Source organism: Rhodococcus sp. 5A-K4 (assembly GCF_046097995.1).
GTDB classification, from domain to species: Bacteria; Actinomycetota; Actinomycetes; order Mycobacteriales; family Mycobacteriaceae; genus Rhodococcus_F; species Rhodococcus_F erythropolis.
On the sequence record NZ_JBJURM010000005.1, the window covers coordinates 1 to 17,187 of the forward strand.

Annotated in this window: 19 protein-coding genes; 10 read left to right on the forward strand and 9 right to left on the reverse strand. The window is 60.8% G+C overall.

The annotated features are described in order from the left end of the window. Positions 1–324: 324 nt before the first annotated feature. Entirely contained in the window at positions 325–519 is a 195-nt protein-coding gene (locus ACKAMS_RS08255; RefSeq protein ID WP_408988862.1) for a hypothetical protein, read from the forward strand. A gap of 1 nt (position 520) precedes the next feature. Here the strand turns inward: ACKAMS_RS08255 and ACKAMS_RS08260 are convergent, their stop codons facing one another. Both ACKAMS_RS08260 and ACKAMS_RS08265 read right to left on the reverse strand, forming a co-directional pair. After that, positions 521–1,339 carry a Cof-type HAD-IIB family hydrolase gene (locus ACKAMS_RS08260; RefSeq protein ID WP_408988863.1) on the reverse strand — a complete coding sequence of 273 codons (819 nt, stop codon included), beginning with the start codon at positions 1,337–1,339 and terminating at the stop codon, positions 521–523. 62 nt (positions 1,340–1,401) lie between these two features. Next, positions 1,402–1,872: a MarR family winged helix-turn-helix transcriptional regulator gene (locus tag ACKAMS_RS08265; RefSeq protein ID WP_408988864.1), complete on the reverse strand. Its 471-nt coding sequence runs from the start codon at positions 1,870–1,872 to the stop codon at positions 1,402–1,404. A gap of 111 nt (positions 1,873–1,983) precedes the next feature. Between ACKAMS_RS08265 and ACKAMS_RS08270 the strand changes: the two genes are divergently transcribed. From ACKAMS_RS08270 to ACKAMS_RS08280, 3 genes are read left to right on the forward strand one after another with little or no spacing between them, the layout of a single operon-like run. Next, positions 1,984–2,499 carry a VOC family protein gene (locus tag ACKAMS_RS08270; protein ID WP_020968462.1) on the forward strand — a complete coding sequence of 172 codons (516 nt, stop codon included), beginning with the start codon at positions 1,984–1,986 and terminating at the stop codon, positions 2,497–2,499. A gap of 37 nt (positions 2,500–2,536) precedes the next feature. Next, entirely contained in the window at positions 2,537–3,325 is a 789-nt protein-coding gene (locus tag ACKAMS_RS08275) for a pirin family protein (RefSeq protein WP_408988865.1), read from the forward strand. Between the two features lies 1 nt (position 3,326). After that, complete coding sequence (locus ACKAMS_RS08280) at positions 3,327–4,391, forward strand: maleylacetate reductase (protein WP_408988866.1); 1,065 nt, start codon at positions 3,327–3,329, stop codon at positions 4,389–4,391. Positions 4,392–4,398: 7 nt separating this feature from the next. Here the strand turns inward: ACKAMS_RS08280 and ACKAMS_RS08285 are convergent, their stop codons facing one another. Then, the gene (locus ACKAMS_RS08285; RefSeq protein WP_019746936.1) at positions 4,399–4,920 is read right to left on the reverse strand and encodes an Lrp/AsnC family transcriptional regulator; all 522 of its coding nucleotides are present in this window, start codon (positions 4,918–4,920) and stop codon (positions 4,399–4,401) included. Between the two features lie 109 nt (positions 4,921–5,029). On the opposite strand from ACKAMS_RS08285, the gene ald reads away from it, so the two are divergent. Beyond that, complete coding sequence (gene ald / locus ACKAMS_RS08290; protein WP_408988867.1) at positions 5,030–6,130, forward strand: alanine dehydrogenase; 1,101 nt, start codon at positions 5,030–5,032, stop codon at positions 6,128–6,130. Between the two features lie 53 nt (positions 6,131–6,183). Next, positions 6,184–7,059, forward strand: a complete 876-nt coding sequence (locus tag ACKAMS_RS08295; RefSeq protein ID WP_408988868.1) for an aldo/keto reductase — start codon at positions 6,184–6,186, stop codon at positions 7,057–7,059. Here ACKAMS_RS08295 and ACKAMS_RS08300 read toward each other — a convergent pair whose 3' ends face one another. The 3 genes from ACKAMS_RS08300 to ACKAMS_RS08310 all read right to left on the reverse strand — a co-directional run bounded on the left by ACKAMS_RS08300 (position 7,060) and on the right by ACKAMS_RS08310 (position 9,490). Then, positions 7,060–8,310, reverse strand: coding sequence for an NADH:flavin oxidoreductase/NADH oxidase family protein (locus tag ACKAMS_RS08300; RefSeq protein WP_070385833.1), 1,251 nt, complete (start codon positions 8,308–8,310; stop codon positions 7,060–7,062). Between the two features lie 28 nt (positions 8,311–8,338). Continuing rightward, positions 8,339–8,842 (reverse strand): SRPBCC family protein, encoded by a 504-nt coding sequence (locus ACKAMS_RS08305; protein WP_408988869.1) that lies wholly within the window; start codon positions 8,840–8,842, stop codon positions 8,339–8,341. A 72-nt stretch (positions 8,843–8,914) separates the two neighbouring features. Further along, a complete protein-coding gene (locus ACKAMS_RS08310) occupies positions 8,915–9,490 on the reverse strand; it encodes a TetR/AcrR family transcriptional regulator (protein ID WP_007734151.1) in 576 nt (191 codons plus the stop codon). A gap of 85 nt (positions 9,491–9,575) precedes the next feature. On the opposite strand from ACKAMS_RS08310, the gene ACKAMS_RS08315 reads away from it, so the two are divergent. After that, the gene (locus ACKAMS_RS08315; RefSeq protein ID WP_003945940.1) at positions 9,576–10,034 is read left to right on the forward strand and encodes a PaaI family thioesterase; all 459 of its coding nucleotides are present in this window, start codon (positions 9,576–9,578) and stop codon (positions 10,032–10,034) included. A gap of 288 nt (positions 10,035–10,322) precedes the next feature. Continuing rightward, positions 10,323–11,624 carry a TrpB-like pyridoxal phosphate-dependent enzyme gene (locus tag ACKAMS_RS08320; RefSeq protein WP_003945451.1) on the forward strand — a complete coding sequence of 434 codons (1,302 nt, stop codon included), beginning with the start codon at positions 10,323–10,325 and terminating at the stop codon, positions 11,622–11,624. Positions 11,625–11,688: 64 nt separating this feature from the next. On the opposite strand, the gene ACKAMS_RS08325 is transcribed toward ACKAMS_RS08320, so the two are convergent. Continuing rightward, entirely contained in the window at positions 11,689–12,810 is a 1,122-nt protein-coding gene (locus ACKAMS_RS08325) for a CU044_5270 family protein (protein WP_408988870.1), read from the reverse strand. Next, complete coding sequence (locus tag ACKAMS_RS08330; RefSeq protein ID WP_019746930.1) at positions 12,810–13,409, reverse strand: RNA polymerase sigma factor; 600 nt, start codon at positions 13,407–13,409, stop codon at positions 12,810–12,812. The genes ACKAMS_RS08325 and ACKAMS_RS08330 overlap by 1 nt, the downstream gene beginning before the upstream one ends. A gap of 246 nt (positions 13,410–13,655) precedes the next feature. Here ACKAMS_RS08330 and ACKAMS_RS08335 point away from each other — a divergent pair, with 246 nt between their 5' ends. Both ACKAMS_RS08335 and ACKAMS_RS08340 read left to right on the forward strand, forming a co-directional pair. After that, on the forward strand, positions 13,656–15,080 hold the full coding sequence (locus tag ACKAMS_RS08335) for a PQQ-binding-like beta-propeller repeat protein (RefSeq protein ID WP_408988871.1): 1,425 nt from the start codon (positions 13,656–13,658) through the stop codon (positions 15,078–15,080). Between the two features lie 256 nt (positions 15,081–15,336). After that, complete coding sequence (locus tag ACKAMS_RS08340; protein WP_134771713.1) at positions 15,337–15,654, forward strand: hypothetical protein; 318 nt, start codon at positions 15,337–15,339, stop codon at positions 15,652–15,654. A gap of 66 nt (positions 15,655–15,720) precedes the next feature. Here the strand turns inward: ACKAMS_RS08340 and ACKAMS_RS08345 are convergent, their stop codons facing one another. Further along, the gene (locus ACKAMS_RS08345; RefSeq protein WP_408988872.1) at positions 15,721–17,040 is read right to left on the reverse strand and encodes a PucR family transcriptional regulator; all 1,320 of its coding nucleotides are present in this window, start codon (positions 17,038–17,040) and stop codon (positions 15,721–15,723) included. Positions 17,041–17,187 lie beyond the last annotated feature (147 nt).

Sequence of the window (17,187 nt, forward strand, 5' to 3'; positions counted from 1 at the left end):
ACGCTGCCAGCTGTATTCACACGCATTGATTCTCTGATAGCGAGTGGCTCACCAAACGGGGTCCTACCAGTACATTCATCTCGCAAACCACTTCTGCGAACACATTCAAGATAGGAATTACCTCCTGTAGAATTTGAAAAGAAAGAAATGGAGTTCGTCGTCGGTGCGCACTTCTTGCGTCAGACTGGGCTCCCCAATACAAATCTCGGACTCTCTGTATCGACCGTTGCCGCACGACGCAATGCTCGCAACTCGCTACTCTTCAGACCCCAGCATAAAATTCTCGCTTCCCGATGGCGCACCCTGTAGTCCATTGAATCAACAATGCCATCGAACGGAATACTTAAGAAACTGCCGATTGCCAACCTTGCCGCCGAAGGTGCGTTTTACCTTGCACTCTCGGGCGCCGGACATTTCCCGCACCTTGACTACCCGGATCGCTTCGACCGCGTCTTCTCCGAATTCATGACGGACTGCGGAGTCGGTATCGGCACCGGACCCAAGGCCGTCAGCAGCTGAACTAGCGCCCCGCAACCAACTCTTCGAGGTAGCTCGCCACGCCGTCCTCGTCGTTCGTGGGCAAAATTCGGTCGGCGAGCTCGATGACCTCGGTTCTGGCGTTAGCCGGCGCCAGAGCTGTTCCGGCCCAGGTCAGCATGGCAACGTCATTGAAGGCGTCACCGGCTGCCGCCACTTCCGACGCGTCGATGCCGTCGATCGCGCACAACTGCGCGAGAGCGCTGGCCTTCGAGACGCCCGCTGCAGCCATTTCCATGTACGGGGCGCCGGAGTGGGTCAACTCCACGCCCTCGATGCCCGCAGCGACCGCTGTTCGGTACAGGTCGGCGCTGGGAACTTCCGCATGCCGGGCCACGATCTTGACCATCGGCTCCACGTCCAGCGGCAGGGTATCGGCGAGCACCATCTCGTGCAGGTGCCGGTGATGGTCCGCGAATTCGCACAGAGCGGCATACTCCGGCTCGGCAAAGAACTGCGTGGGTCCGACATTCGCGAACACGACGCCCGGAACCAGCGCCCGAACTTGCTCCATAGCCGTTGCAGCCAAGGATATTTCGATCGAGACGGTGTCGACGATCTCCGGAGTCCCGTCGGCGAGGTCGAGAATCACAGCTCCGTTGGCACACACAGCTTTACCGCGAAATCCGCACGAGTTCGCCAAAGTGTGTACCGAATGCCGGGCGCGGGCCGTCGCCCACACAACTTCGATTCCGGCGAGCCGCGCGTTCTCCATGGCCTGCGCAGTGCGCGCCGAAATCGTTCGGTCGGAGCGCAGCAGGGTGCCGTCGAGGTCGGTTGCGAACATACGAATGCGGGTCACCACACAATGATGGCAGTCCGTTCGCAGCCCTCACCAACTACGTGACGTGGACCGTTGCTCTGTCAATTACCTGGCTGGGTCCCGAGAAGGTGCCGACGCATCTCACCGAAGACCACACCCAGTCGCTCCACATCTCGCGGACTCAGCAGATCGAACATGCTCTCCCGCACTGCGGCTACGTGCGCCGGGCTTGCCGACGCCAATTTCTCGGCACCCTGGTCGGTCAGCTCCGCATTAGCGCCCCTCTTGTCGTCGACACACTCAACCCGGCGCACCCACCCTGCGCCGACCAATCGATTTACGGCCCTGGTCACACCACTTCGGGTAGCCATCACAGCATCGGCGAGCTCACTCATGCGCAGTTGCCGCCCGGGCGCTTCGGCGAGAGCGACCAGCAGTTCGAAATCGGTGAAGGAAATGTCGGAGTCTCGCACCAACTGCTGATCGAGAACACGCTGGAGCAGTCGGGTCGAGTCCAGGTAAGCCCGCCAGGCCGTTTGCTCCGTGTCGCTCAACCACCGCGTCGATTCCATGACACCAGCATATCCGAAGTAGTTGACAACGAAATCAAATGATCTATTCTCAATGTAGTTGATCAGTCAACTACCTGTTCGAAGAGAAGGTTCAACCGAGAGGCGGGCGCCATGAGCGACAACAACGCAGTGCAGTTCGACAACGCAGTGCAGTTCGAGGAACGCCGGGCCGAGATCAGGGATCGACATCTGATCCCCGCCGACAAACGACCCGCATCGACCGCACGCGGCCTGCACCATACGGCCCTGATCAGCAGTGACGTCGAACGAACCGTGAAGTTCTATCAGGATCTCCTCGGATTCCCACTCACCGAGTTGATCGAGAACCGTGACTATCCCGGGTCGTCGCACTTCTTCTTCGACATCGGCAATGGCAACCTTCTGGCCTTCTTCGACTTCCCGGGTCTCGACGTGGGCCCATATCAAGAGGTGCTCGGCGGTCTCCACCACATCGCGATCAGCGTCGAACCTGCCAAGTGGGCGAAGCTGCGCACCCAACTGACCGAGGCCGGCGTCGAACTGATCGAGCACAGCGAGGTTTCGTTGTACTTCCGCGATCCCGACGGCGCTCGACTCGAGCTGATCGCCGACCCCCTCGGCGAGATGTACGGCAATCACGTCCTCTGAAAACTTGCTCTCCCCCACACCATTCGGAAGGCACACCATGACCTCCACTCTGTCGCAGCCGAACCTCGATATCCGTCGATCCGAGGATCGCTTCAAGTCCAATGCCGGCTGGCTGGACTCGAAGCACTCGTTCTCGTTCAGCAATCACTACGACCCGAAGAACACTCACCACGGTCTTCTCCTGGTCAACAACGACGACATCGTCACGCCCGGAATGGGATTCGACACCCACCCGCACCAGGACATGGAGATCATCACCTGGGTACTGAGAGGTTCTCTCGTACATCAGGATTCGATGGGGCATTCGGGCGTCATCTACCCCGGTCTCGCCCAGCGGATGAGCGCTGGAACGGGAATCCTGCATTCGGAGAAGAACGATTCGTGGCGACTCGGTGACGTGGCGGGCGCGCATTCCGACAAGCACAGCGATCCGGTTCACTTCATCCAGATGTGGGTCGTCCCCGACGAGGCCGGAATCACACCCGGATACGAGCAGTTGGAGATCGACGCCGAATTGCTTGCCGGTGGACTGGTTCCCGTCGCGTCGGGCATGGACGCGTACGCCGATCACTCGGCAATCCGGATCAAGAACAAGTACGCCGCGATGCACGTTGCGCGTCTGCAACCCGGACAACCTGTGACCCTGCCGGACGCACCGTTCCTGCATGTTTTTGTCGCCGACGGTCAGGCCGCCATGGAAGGCGTCGGAGTGCTCGAACAAGGTGACGCGGTGCGAGTATCCGGCGGTGGAGGTCAGCAGCTCAGCTCCGATACCGGGGCAGAGGTCATCGTCTGGGAAATGCACGCCACCGTTTCGCAGGGATGACATGAAGCCCTTCTCGTACGACGCTTCACCGGCTCGAATTGTCTTCGGCCAAGGGATGATCGATACGATCGCCGAAGAAGTGCGGCGGCTCGGCCGTAGCCGAGTGATGGTGCTGGCAAGTCGTCGACTCGACGCGGTTGCCGCCGCCGTGACCGAATCTCTCGGCGACATGGCGGTGGTCCGCTTCGACGGCGCTGTGATGCATACTCCGATCGAAGTCACGACAGCCGCGCTGAGACTTGCCGAGAACCATCACGTCGACACGGTCGTCGCGATCGGCGGCGGTTCGGCAACCGGGTTGTCCAAGGCACTGGCACTACGAGCGGGGTTCGATCAGATCGTCGTTCCGACAACGTACGCGGGATCAGAAGTCACTCCGGTGTTGGGTGAAACAGAGAACGGACGCAAGACAACTCGCTCCTCTCCCCACATCAGACCCGAAACCGTCATCTACGACGTCGACCTCACTCTCGATCTGCGGCTGGATACCACCGTCACCAGCGCCGTCAACGCGATGGCGCATGCGGTTGAAGCGTTGTACTCCACCGAGTCCAACCCGATCACGGACTTGATGGCGATCGAGGCGATCGCCGGGATCACCCGTGCGCTGCCGAGCATTGTCGATGATCCGAAAAATCTGGAAGGTAGGGCCGAACTACTGCAAGCGGCCTGGTTGGCCGGAACTTGCTTGGGCACAGTCGGTATGGGGCTTCATCACAAGTTGTGCCACACCCTCGGTGGCAGCTTCGGTTTGCCGCATGCTCCCACCCACACCGTTGTCCTCCCCCACGCAATGGCATTCAACGCGCCTGCTGTCCCGGATGTGATGTCGCGAATAGCGACTGCTCTGGGCGCATCCGATGCCGCTACCGGCGTTTTCGACCTCGTCACCGCGTGCGGCGGACCGACCACTCTGCAAGAACTGGGAATGAGTCACGATCAAATCGAAAATGCAGTCGAACTCGCCACCTCCGCCGCGTATCCGAACCCGCGTGAGATCACCCCGCCGGGCCTGAGCGAACTCCTCGAGAACGCCTGGTCCGGGCGTCGACCCGCCATCAGGTGAGAACTAATCAGGCAGTACCGCCTCGAGGCCTGACGTGTTCGAAGATCAGAATCGTCTCGGTCGCAGCAACCGCTGGATGTGCCGAGAGATTGTTGACGACGAAGTCACGCAACTGCGCCGAATCCGTCGTTGCGACGTGCAGCATGTAGTCGTCGACACCGGCAACGAAGTACACGTTGAGCACCGAGTCCAGCTTGGCGAAGTCGTCGCCGAGCCGGTTGAGGTGCGACCGTGCGTTGGCCTGCAGGCGTACTGCGATCATCGCCTGCAGATCCATTCCGAGAGCGGCGGGGTCGATGTCCGCGTGAAATCCCCTGATCACGCCGTTGTCCACCAAGGCGCGCACACGGCCGAGGCATGTCGACGGCGCAATTCCCGCGATCGCGGCCAGCGCATTGTTCGGAATCCTCGCGTCTTTCGCCAGCTCTTCGAGCAGAACCCGGTCGACCTCGTCCAACTTCACGGCAGCCCGAACATGCTTCGGCGAGGCGGCCGTCTGAATACCGATTTTTGAACTTTCGCGCACCATGAATACAGCCTAGAGAATTATCTTCACTTCTCTTCACTATCTGACGACGAAACTTCATGCTTGGCACCTGCCATTCGAAGAAACAACAGACTCAGTTCGGAGCCGTGTCATGAAGGTCGGAATCCCCCGCGAAATCAAAAACCACGAGTACCGCGTGGCTATCAGCCCAGCAGGCGTCCACGAACTTGTCGGCCGAGGGCACGAGGTCGTCATCGAAACGGGCGCAGGCGTCGGCTCCTCGTTCAGTGACGAGGATTTCAAGGCCGCGGGCGCGCAGATCCTCGGGTCCGCCGATCAGGTCTGGACAGACGCAGATCTGCTCCTGAAGGTCAAAGAACCTATTGCAGAAGAGTATTCGCGACTCCGTCAGGATCAGGTGCTCTTCACCTACCTGCACCTGGCGGCGTCGAAGGAATGCACCGACGCACTCCTGGCCTCGAAGACCACTTCCATCGCCTACGAAACCGTTGTCGGTTCCGACGGTTCACTGCCCCTTCTCGCACCGATGAGCGAAGTAGCCGGACGCCTTGCGCCGCAGGCCGGCGCCTACCACTTGATGCGTCACGGCGGCGGACGCGGAGTGCTGATGGGCGGCGTCCCCGGAGTGCGCCCCGCCAAGGTCGTGGTGATCGGTGCGGGAGTCTCCGGCAAAAACGCCATCGCCGTGGCCTACGGCATGCAGGCCGACGTCACCGTTCTCGATCTGTCGATCGCTCGCCTGCGGGAAATCGACGAGCTGTACCACGGCCAGGTCAAGACCATCACGTCCAACAGCCTCGAACTGGAACAGGCAGTACTCGACGCCGACCTCGTCATCGGCGCAGTGCTGGTCCCCGGGGCGAAGGCGCCGACTCTCGTCTCCAACAGCCTGGTGGCGCGTATGAAGCCGGGTTCTGTCCTGGTCGACATCGCCATCGACCAGGGCGGCTGCTTCGAGGATTCACACGCGACCACGCACGCCGATCCGACGTACCAGGTTCACGGTTCGGTCTTCTACTGCGTTGCGAACATGCCCGGAGCCGTCCCCCGTACGTCGACGTACGCGCTCACCAACGCGACGCTTCCGTACGTCGTCGCATTGGCAGACAAGGGGTGGAAGGACGCGGTCGCGGCAGTTCCCGGCCTGGGGTCAGGACTGAGCACACACGACGGCCTGCTCCTGTCCGACAGTGTTGCAGCGGCGCATGGGTACTCGGCTACGACTCTCTGACCCAGGCGACTCTGACCCAGGCAAGGAAAGCTCGAGATCGCTAGCCTTGATCCATGAGCAATCCTGACATCACGCTGAATTCCGGAACCACGATCCCGCAACTCGGCCTCGGAGTCTGGCAGGCCACCAACGACGAAACTGAGCATGCAGTGCGGTTCGCTCTCGACGACGCCGGCTACCGGCACATCGACACCGCTGCCGCATATGGGAACGAAGAGGGCGTCGGACGAGGTATCGCCAACTCGTCCGTCGCGCGAGAGGACATATTCCTCACCACGAAGCTGTGGAATGCAGATCAGGGCTACGAGCAGGCGTTGAAGGCTTTCGACAGCAGCATCGACAAGCTGGGCGTCGATTACGTCGATCTGTATCTGATCCACTGGCCACTGCAGGACAACGACCGACTCCTCCGCACTTGGGACGCGCTCGAAAAGATCGCGGAATCGGGCCGCGCCAAGGCAATCGGGGTGTGCAACTTCGAGCCGCATCATCTGCAGCTTCTCGTCGATCGCGGCGGATTGTTGCCGGCAGTCGATCAAGTGGAACTGCATCCGCACCTCACGCAGCACGCGATCCGCGACAAGGCCGCCGAGCACGGGATCAAGGTCGAATCGTGGAGCCCACTCGGCGGTACCAGCAACGCGGGTTGGGGTAAGGCATCGAAGCCCAACACGCTGCTCACCGATCCGATCATCACTCGAATCGGTGACCGCCACAGCAAGACTGCCGCGCAGGTCCTGATCCGTTGGCACCTGCAGAACGGCCTGATCGTCATCCCGAAATCAGTGCATGACGCCCGGATCGCTCAGAACATCGACGTATTCGACTTCGAACTCACTGATCTCGATCTGAGCGAAATCGACACTCTCGACGACGGTACCCGCGTCGGCGCGCATCCCGATGAACTCAACATCGGTGCACCGAACTGATCAAGCCGCTCGTTTGGTGGGGCGAAGCGCATCGATTCCGTTTCGCCTCACCATGGTCCCGAGGGTTTTCCACCACGGCCGAGCCGGATCCGGCTCGTTACCGTCGCCCATTCGATGCAACTGATCGGTGTGCCACTGCAGGTCGAGTGCACCGTCGAGCATCGAGATGTCGGCAACCTTCCCCAACAACTTCCGCGCTCCGAACTCCACAGTCGGGACGATCAATCGTTCCCGATTCGATTCCAGGAGAACGGTTGCCGCGTCGGGAATCGTGATCGTCGGCCGGCCGAGGCCGATCACGTCGCAGGCGCCGGAAGCGAGTGCCTCGACCATCGCCGATCGCGAGCGGAAGCCGCCGGTGACCGCCAAGGGAATGTCGCCGGCAATCGCTCGAACCGTCTCGGCATACTCGAGGAAATATGCCTCTCGATCGCGAGTGCTCTGCTTCTGCGCTTTACCCATCATGGCCGGCGATTCATAACTGCCACCGCTGATCTCGATGAGATCGACCGACTCTTCGGTCAACGCGCGTACTACTTCTCGCGATTCGTCTTCCGAGAATCCGCCGCGCTGGAAATCAGCCGAGTTGAGTTTGACCGACACCGCGAATCCGGGAGCAACGGTCGAGCGTATGCGCCGAACGATTTCGATCAGAAAGCGTCGTCGACGCTCGGGATCTCCACCCCACTCGTCCGTCCGCTGATTGGACAACGGCGAAAGGAACTGCGCAACAAGATAACCGTGGGCGGCATGTATCTGCACGCCTCCGAAGCCGGAGGACTCGGCGACGCGAGCGGTTTCCGCGAACTTGTCGATGATCTCTTCGATCTCAGCAGTCGAGAGTTCTCGCGGCGTCGCCATTCCCGGAATCTTCAGAGCAATCGCGCTCGGTGCGACCGGTCGACCTCTGCTGGCGATCGGGTTGGATTGCCGCCCTGGGTGGTTCAGCTGCATCCAGATCTCGGCGCCGCCGTTCTTGGCAGTCTTGGCCCAGGCAGTCAGCGCTTCGGCATCACGATCGTCGTCGACGACGACGTTGCCCGGTTCGGCGATCTGCGATCGATCGACCATGACATTGCCGGTGACGAGCAATCCGAACCCGCCACTGCCCCAACGGCCGTACAGCGTTTCCAAGCGGGTGGACGGTCCATGAGTCCGGTCCCCCAGAGCCTCACTGAGCGCAGCTTTCATAGTGCGATTCCGCAGTATCTGCCCACAGGGCAAAGTCAACGATTCTCCGAGTGTGGTCATGGATACCTCTCGCATGAAGGGAAGAAAGTCAATGGCGTGGCGCAGAACCGAAGTGCCGCTTGGTATCGCGCACGAAGCTCGAGAAGATCAGTGAGTTGACCGGTACCCCGCCGCGCACCGCGAGCGACAGCTTCGGACGCGGCGAGAATGCAAAATTCCACTGCAATCTCGAACCCACTGCGAGCTCGTCGACGCGGTAGTCCTCCGCGAAGGATTGGAACAGCGGAACATTGGACTGTTCGACGTAAAACGAGTGCCGACGCGTTTCGTCGTCCCAGGTGATGAACTTTTCGCGCATCTGCATCGCGCCACCGCCCACCTCCGCGATTCGGCGCGTGCCGACGCCGTAGGGGCGCGGCGAGGTGTAGTGCACTTTTGTGAGCAGTCGGCACCACGACAAAGGCTCGTCGGCGGTCAGACCGGCCCAGACGACATCAGGTTCGGCGGCGAGGTCGATCGAGTACGTGAAGATATGCGGCGCCGTGTCGAAGAAATCCACACCGACCGGTTCGAGGTCGAACCAATGTGTCATCGCCTACTCCTGCCTAATTAGCCGTTACATGAAGTTACGGATACTTGGCGACCGAAGTCAACCCCCGAAGGCTCAGCGGGACCAAGCCTCAGAACGAGAGAGCCCCTGCAGTGAAGCGATGACCTGTTCGAGCGGCTCGATACTTCGAGTCGTCTGGCACACCGCCACTGCACCTTCGACCGACGTGATCGTCAGGTTTGCCATCGACTTTGCTTGCACTGCAGGATAACCCGCAGTTTCGAGTTGCGATTCGATCAACTTCTGCCATCCCAGCATGACCTCAGCCGATACTTCCGCGACTTCTGGCTCACTGGCGCGCGCCAACCCGCCGGCAATCACCGGGCAGCCGATCGCGAAGTCCGAGCGCGTGAGATTGAGTCGCCAGATGTCTCCGACCGCTTCGATCACGTCGGCAGTGGAACCGGTGGCCGCAGCCGAGCTGATTCGTCTGGTGATGATCGCACCAGCCGCGCGCACGGCTTCGACCATCAGCTCGGTCTTGCCGCCGGGGAAGTGATGGTAAATCGACCCACGGGGCGCGCCGCTGTGCTTGATGACGTCGCTGAAGGATGTCGCATCGACACCGTTGCGGCTGATCAGTTCGACCGCACTACGAATCATGCGATCACGTGAGCTCAGCTCTGCCATGTCACAGATCCTTCGGCCGTCGGTACACCTGTCGACTCATACGCTACGTTATGTATGACGACCTACATAGCGATGGGATGAAACAATGAGTGACGAGACAACCGCAACCGTCGATCCGGCGCAGATGACAGGCCTCGAACTTCTCCGCTGGATGGGAACGCAGGTCAACGACCGACCCAGCATCGGACGCCTCCTCGGCATGGAGATGCGCGAGGTCAACGAGGGATCGGTGAGCTTCGCCCTGACCCCGCGTGCCGATTTCAGCAACCCGCTCGGCACTGTCCACGGCGGAATCTGCGCAACGCTGCTCGACTCGGTCATGGGCTGCGCGGTACACACGATGCTTCCGGCCGGCGTCGGCTACACGACCCTCGAACTCAAGCTCAACTACATCCGCACGGTGCCTCTCGACGGTGACGAACTGACAGCCCACGGCAGTGTCATTCACGTGGGCGGGCGTACCGCGACGGCAGAGGGCAAGGTCTTGGACAAGAACGGCAAGTTGGTGGCGCACGGAACTACGACGTGCATGATTTTCCGCTGAGCCGACGGAGGATGGCGAAAATGTCGCTGAGCCGACGGAGGATGGCGAAAATGTAGCCGCGCCCGACGTGAGCAGGGTGCGAGTACCGATGTACGATCGGCTCGTGACCCTGCTCACTGCGCACCTCTGGTGGCCCGACCGCTGACGGTCAGCCGCAACTGCGTGCTGCCCGGACCGACATCGGGTGGTCCAGCAGGCTCCTCTCCAGGATCCCCGATCCGGCAAATGCCGTACGCGTCGTCGCTACGACCGCCAAGATCAGGTACCGAATCCACGAAGGAGAGTTAGTTGACCACCACCCCACTCAACCGTTCGCTCGAGCCTTTGGGCGTCTCCATCCCGTCGAAAGTGCCGACGCACTGGTACAACCTGGCGGCTGACCTCCCCGAGCCTGTTCCCCCGCACCTGCATCCGGGCACTCGTGAGCCGCTCGGCCCCGAGGACTTGGCGCCGCTGTTCCCGATGAACCTCATCGCGCAGGAAGTCGCAACCGAGCGCTACATCGAGATCCCGGAGACGGTTCGCGAGATCTACGGCATGTGGAGGCCCTCTCCCCTGTTCCGTGCGCACCGACTCGAGCGCGCTCTGGGCACACCTGCTCGCATCTACTACAAGTACGAAGGCGTGAGCCCGGTCGGTTCACACAAGCCGAATACTGCTGTCGCGCAGGCGTACTACAACGCGATCGAAGGAACCACCAAGCTCACCACCGAAACCGGTGCAGGCCAGTGGGGTGCGTCGCTGTCGTTCGCGGGCGCACTGCTCGGACTCGACGTCGAAGTGTGGCAGGTTCGCTCCTCCTTCGATTCGAAGCCGTACCGACGCATCCAGATGGAGGCATACGGCGGAATCTGTCACCCGTCGCCTTCCGACCTGACGGAAGCCGGACGCGCACTGTTGAAGTCGCATCCCGACACCACCGGCTCGCTTGGTATGGCGATCAGTGAGGCCGTCGAGGTCGCTGCGCAGGATCCGAACACGCACTACTCACTCGGTAGCGTGCTGAACCACGTCATGCTTCACCAGACCGTGATCGGTCAGGAAGCAATGGTCCAGCTCGAAGAAGCCGGCGACGCCGTCCCCGACACCGTGTTCGGTTGCGCCGGTGGCGGTTCCAACCTCGCCGGACTCACCTTCCCGTTCCTGGGACGAAACCTTCGCGAAGGCACCAAGACTCGTCTGGTCGCCTGCGAGCCTTCGGCATGCCCGTCCCTCACCCAGGGCGAGTACCGTTATGACTTCGGTGACGTCGCCGGGCTGACTCCGCTGCTCAAGATGCACACTCTGGGTAAGGACTTCGTTCCCCCGGCGATCCATGCCGGTGGCCTTCGCTACCACGGTATGTCGCCGATGGTCTCGCATGCGGTCAACCTCGGACTCATGGATGCGATTGCGGTCGATCAGGACGACGCGCTCCAGGCCGGTCTGATTTTCGCCCGCGCCGAAGGGATCATCCCGGCTCCGGAATCAACCCACGCGGTTGCCGGCGCCATCGCTCACGCTCGCGCCGTCACCGAACCCGAGGTGATTGTGATCGGACTGTCGGGCAACGGTCAGTTGGATCTCCCGGCGTACTCGCCTTACGTCTGACGCCGTCGGTGTGGTGGTCTCGTGTGTACGAGGCCACCACACTTCGTCACACCGAGCACGTTCCCTATTCGGATCCCAATTCGTCGACGGGTCGGACAGTGATCGAACTTGTCCCCAACACGGTGCCGGGGGCTATCCAAGGATCTTCCGGAGCTGCGCCCGCGACCCGTCGTTCACCGATGAACTCACCGGTTCCCGGATCGATGATCAAGTCGCGACGCTCGTGAACACCACTGAGCCCGAGTGCGATTCCGGATCGACCGTCGAGCGTGGTCTGTTCCACGGTCTCCACACCATCGATTCCGGCGATCGCGCGATACCACTGCGCTTTGACGTCAGGCGGCATCATGCCGGCTCTCAGTATTTCAATCGCGATGTGGAACATCGCTTCCGGCGTCGAACCGCGCGGCGCCGTGTAGTCGCGAAGCCATCGAAGCAACCCCTCGGGGTCAGCGGGCAGCGACCCATAGAAGTTGGGATCGTCCCAGTCGTCCGGAACGCAGTTGATGTTGTCGCGATTGTCGTCGAAGAATCTGCCGCAGCGGGCACGCCATTCCCCGTTTCGGGTTTCGTCGACGTACAGAGCTGATTCACTCTCCGGCGTCGTGCCGCCGAGCCACCGCGACTGGCCAGTTGACCGCCGCTCGAGCCATTCTTGTGTTTCGTCTGCCGGAATCCATAGCTGCGAACGGGTTTCGAGCAGGTAGGTGTAGCCGTTGCGTTGAGCGTCGGGCCCTGCTTCGTAGGGAGATCCGTACTCCATCCCCTGTTGGACCCACGCGTGCTCCTCGACGAGTCGAAACGGTCCCTGTTGAACGGAGATCATCTCGATCGATTCGAGAGAGCGCGCGGCTTGCTGTAGGACGTGTTCGGCGGAGGCGAGTTCGATGGAAGGCACCGGCAGCGACACACCACCCGTAGTGCCTGTCTGCTCTGAAGGTGCGAACTGCACCAGCACCGCAGCCAAGCAGACGGCCATGAGCACCGCGGCACCGGCGTAGACCGAAGCGGGCACGCGCCGCAGAGCAAACCTGCGACTGGGTACCGGCGGAGAACTTTCGGCCGCTTCCGCGTCGGCGAGGACCCGATTCCGGATCGCTGCCAAGGCGTCGACGTCCGGCTTGTCGAGCGCATCGCGGAGTTCGAGCAACGTGTCGTCCAGGGGATCGGTCCGACGATTCGGCATCAGTTCTCTCCCGAGGCTTGTTGGAGGTTTTCGGAGTCGAGCAGCAAAGTCCGCAGGCGAGTGCGTGTGCGGTGCAGCCTGGACCGGACGGTGCTGGCCGGCACGGACAGGATCTCCGCGATCTCAGCCGGCTCGAGATGGGCCCAGGACGAGAGGAGCAGCACGTCGCGTTCGTCCTCCGTCAGCTCGGCGAGTGCCGACGCGATCACCTCGAGGCGGCGGGACGCGTCCACCCGAGCCGTGACAAGGTCTTCCGGCGCAGTCTCGGACACGGCACGTTCGCCATGTACCCGCGCGAGTGCGCGTTCGGCGCGATCCTGGGAGCGAAAGTGTGCCCTGAGCAGGGTGTGGGTGATGCCGAACAACCAAGCGCGAACGGGAGCCCGGCTAGGGTCGTAGGTGGATCGACGATCGATCGCGACGGCAAAAGCCTCGGCGACGAGGTCGTCGGCATGATGTTCGCCGGCTCGGGCACACACGTAGCGACGAAGATCGGCGGCATGGGCGTCGAAGAGTTGAGCGAAGACCTCCGCCACGCGCGGGCTGTGCAGGTCCGGGTCCGGTGTGCCGCGATCACCGGGTGGGCTCGAAGATGTCACGGTGATACTTGGTCGGTGCGGCCCATAGCGTCCCTGGAGTGCCTGAGCGGGCGGCGATAACGAGGGACGATCCGCAATTTCCCCCCGAGTTTTTCACTACGCAGCGACGGTTCTCAGCCTCTTGGTCGGAGACAAACGCTACCCGGCCCTGACGCGGTAGGCCGTGGGATCGATTTCGCGATCGACATCGAGCCGGCCGTCCGCGAAACGAACCGATCAGTTTGCTCGATCGGTTACGGTCTTTCGATGCAGCTTCGGTTGAAGGAACACTGGAAACTGGTCGCCCTCGGACTGGCGTTGATCGTGGCGATCGCGTTCATCGTCGTATCGGCACTCTCCGACTCCAGTGAGGCGGCCTCGCCGAAGCAGAAGACAGGCGGTCCGATCGTCGAGCAGGGCGTTGTCGACGTGGACCTCTCCGATCCTCCGCAACAAGCTTGGGAACTCGATGTTCGAACGCTCACGGACAACTCCGGCGACGTACTGCTGTCGATGCCTTCCGGCCTCGATCGCTACTACGGCTACGGCAACACATACCAAGTCGGTGACGTGCTGGTGGCCGCGACTGCTTATCCCCTTCCCAAGACCGACGAGTCTTCGTCGAGTCAGGGAGTCGGTGCCGTCACACTGGTCGGTGTGAATCCCGACGACGGAAGTCCGCTGTGGAAAACGCGAATCGGCGGAGTCATCGGCCAGTGCAGTCAGCAGAACGAATCCACGATCATCGCGTGCTGGGGCGATCGACGGATGATCTTTGTAGATACCGCGACCGGAACTCTTATGTCCGACCTCGGAACCGACTTCGATCTCAATGGCGCCGTCATCACCGGAGACACCGTGTACACGTCCGGCGAAAGGATGGACGGAACGATTCGAACACGAATTCTCGCCAGCGGCAACACAACCAACTTAACGGCCAACTTCGTTCGCACCTTCGAACCAAGTGAGAAGTTCGGGGCCGTCTACACGGTCCCTCACACCGACACTGTCATTGCGATGGAACAGGGCGATGGCGGGCACCCACAGTACCGCTATCGAATCTACGATCTGGATTCCGGCGCAGAACGATTCAGATTCGAGGGTGATTCGCTTGCCCCGGCAGGGAACGGATTGTTCCTGACTAGTGTCGGCGGCAGATCAGGCTATGTGGGAACCCAAAACCTCTTGGCTTCAAATGGATCCACGATTCGTGCGATACCGATTCCCTCGTACTCATCGTCGTCCTACCCAAGTAAGTCCTCGACGGGCCTGCCGATGTTTCTCGGCGACGGCGCCTACGACCCGAATTCCGGTGACGAACTTTGGCGCAGTTCACAAATCGTCAACACCGCGATGGCCGGGACGGGAAGCGCCATCGCCGCAGTGGTAGGAAAAACAATCCTGGTCACGTCTCCCGAGACTCGCACAATCTCGGGTCTCGACATCGAGAGTGGCCGACAGTTGTGGCAAACGCCCTGGCAAGACGCGTACTGGGTTCGCAGCGGGGTAACCGATGGCGACCACTTCGTCTTCAGCGACTACACCGGCATGCACGCGATCCGGGCTCGCGACGGAAAGATGATGTGGTCGGTTCCCCTTCCCTCAGAAGTTGATCCACGCGGAGTCGTCGTCTCGAATGCCGGCAAAAACGTGTCGTTCTCCTGGCAGAACCATTTCACCGTTTGGCGTTAGGCCGGCAACATCACCGATACCGTGTCGTACTGACCAGCCAGTTCAGCAGCAAGCAAATGGCTAGACGTGCAGCATCAATGGCCACAATCCAGTCTGGCGCGTTTGTTCAATTTCGGGGGAACGATCTCGAACAACTGCATATATCTCCGCGACTCCAATTTCGGAAAGATCAGACCAGACCTGCAGTCAAGGGGTGCGTAAAAATCGCACCGGCTCAGGTATCTGATCCAATCCAACCGTAAAGGGAGCCAACGGGATGGACGCGAAATCCCCTGTGTGCAGTCGGCAACAAATTGTCCAGTTTGCGCGCAAACATCTGCGTACCGGGGGACCGAACTCAGACCAAATTCGTCGTCATTTCGGTTTGCAAAAACGCGCGTTCTTCACGCAGCTCGACACCCATCTGGACGATTCTGCACTTTCAATGCCCGAAAAAGTTGCACTCCGCCGCATCTGCCGACAGGAGGATAGAAGGTGCCCGATCAAACGTATGAACGTCTCAGCAGGTCAAGCCAACCCACCCCGGCCGATGTACGACGCGCTTCCTTTCCCACCCCAGAACCATCATGCTTGACGATCGAAAGCCCCAAACTACGTTGAGCCGCTGGATTCTTCCGCAGTCCCCTCTTCTCGGTTGGGATCATCGGAGATCTAACAACCGCGCGACTTTCAGACTCAAATGCAATGCCAACCGGTCGTCGCCGTTTGCCAAGTCTGCGCGTGTTATCTCCTGAATTCGCCGCAAACGATAGTACAAGCTCCCTCGATGCACACAGAGCGCCTCGGACGTTCGCTTTACGTCACCGGCATTGTCCAAAAAGCTCTCCAGCGTCGCGAGAAGAGCCTCACTTTTTGAGTCCTCATGGCTGAGCAAGGACTGCAAACCTGAGTGAATACTGTTCTCGAGTCGATCCTCCGACAGTTCGGCCAGAAGTCCGTAGACGCCGAGATCCCGATAATGCACAACATTTCCGAGCACCTTGACGACCTGGGCCACATCTGCGGAACGTCTGGACTCTTCGTAGGATTCGCGCACGTCTGCAACCGAGGTTCGCGGTTCACCGATACCAACCCAACATTCGATGTTCTGGCGCCCACTTTCAGACAAGACTCGCTCCCGGGCTGCCACGATCAACGAGTCCAGATGGGTTTGAGTCGAGCGTTCGGCCACCGATACGATCAACAGACTGTGGTCGGGGCGGTCGAGTTGGATTGCACTGTTCCGCGGGAGCCTCCGCCGAAGCTGATCGACGCCGACGGCAACACTCAGACGATCTCTTTCGGTCAATGTCGACCGGTCCACGGGACGAAGCAACATAGTGACCGCGACTGCTGGACCCGCAGCCATCAAGCCCTCATCAGCCAATCTGCTTGCCGCGTCCTCGCGCAGCGACCGCTCGCCAGACAGTACGTCTCGAGTAAGTTCCCGCTCCCGACTTCGGGACAACTCGTCCAGCAACTGTTCGCGGTGGAGGATCATCGCCGCCGCATCAGCCGTGCGCCTCAAGACCTCGGCTTGATCCTCGTCAACTTCGCCCTCTGAAGTCAACAGCCAGACGAAGCCCAGCAGCGCATTGCGGTACCGGATCGGCATCCCGACCCGGCCAAGGGTCAGCCCTAGTCCTTCGTTGACGGGAACAGTGAAGAGATCGAGGGCTTCACGGCCTCCACTCGCGTAGATGAAGTCCACAATCTCGCGTGAAACATTCCGCTGTAGAACGGAATTCATTCTGACTGAATCGACGGCACTGTCATGCGAGTTGTACGCGAGTAGACGGATCTGTGCATCATCGATCGCAACGGAACGGTCCAGTCGGCGCCCGGTAGTATCCACCAAATGCTGTAGTTCTCCGGCCATGGTCGAACTGTACGAGCCACGCTCGCCGTTTTGCAACATATGACTAAATTCGTCCGCGACAATTTGAACGAATGACAGTGATGCAACTAACTTTCGCGCCATAGGCTCGCTACATGCCGAAGCACATGAGACCCGGAACGTGTTCGCTCGGCCCGCGACCAGGCATACCCAGCAACGACAGGTTGCACGAAAGCGACGAGATTCGTTGCAGCCGTGAGATTTGCATTGTGGGCCGAAGCCAGCCGACAC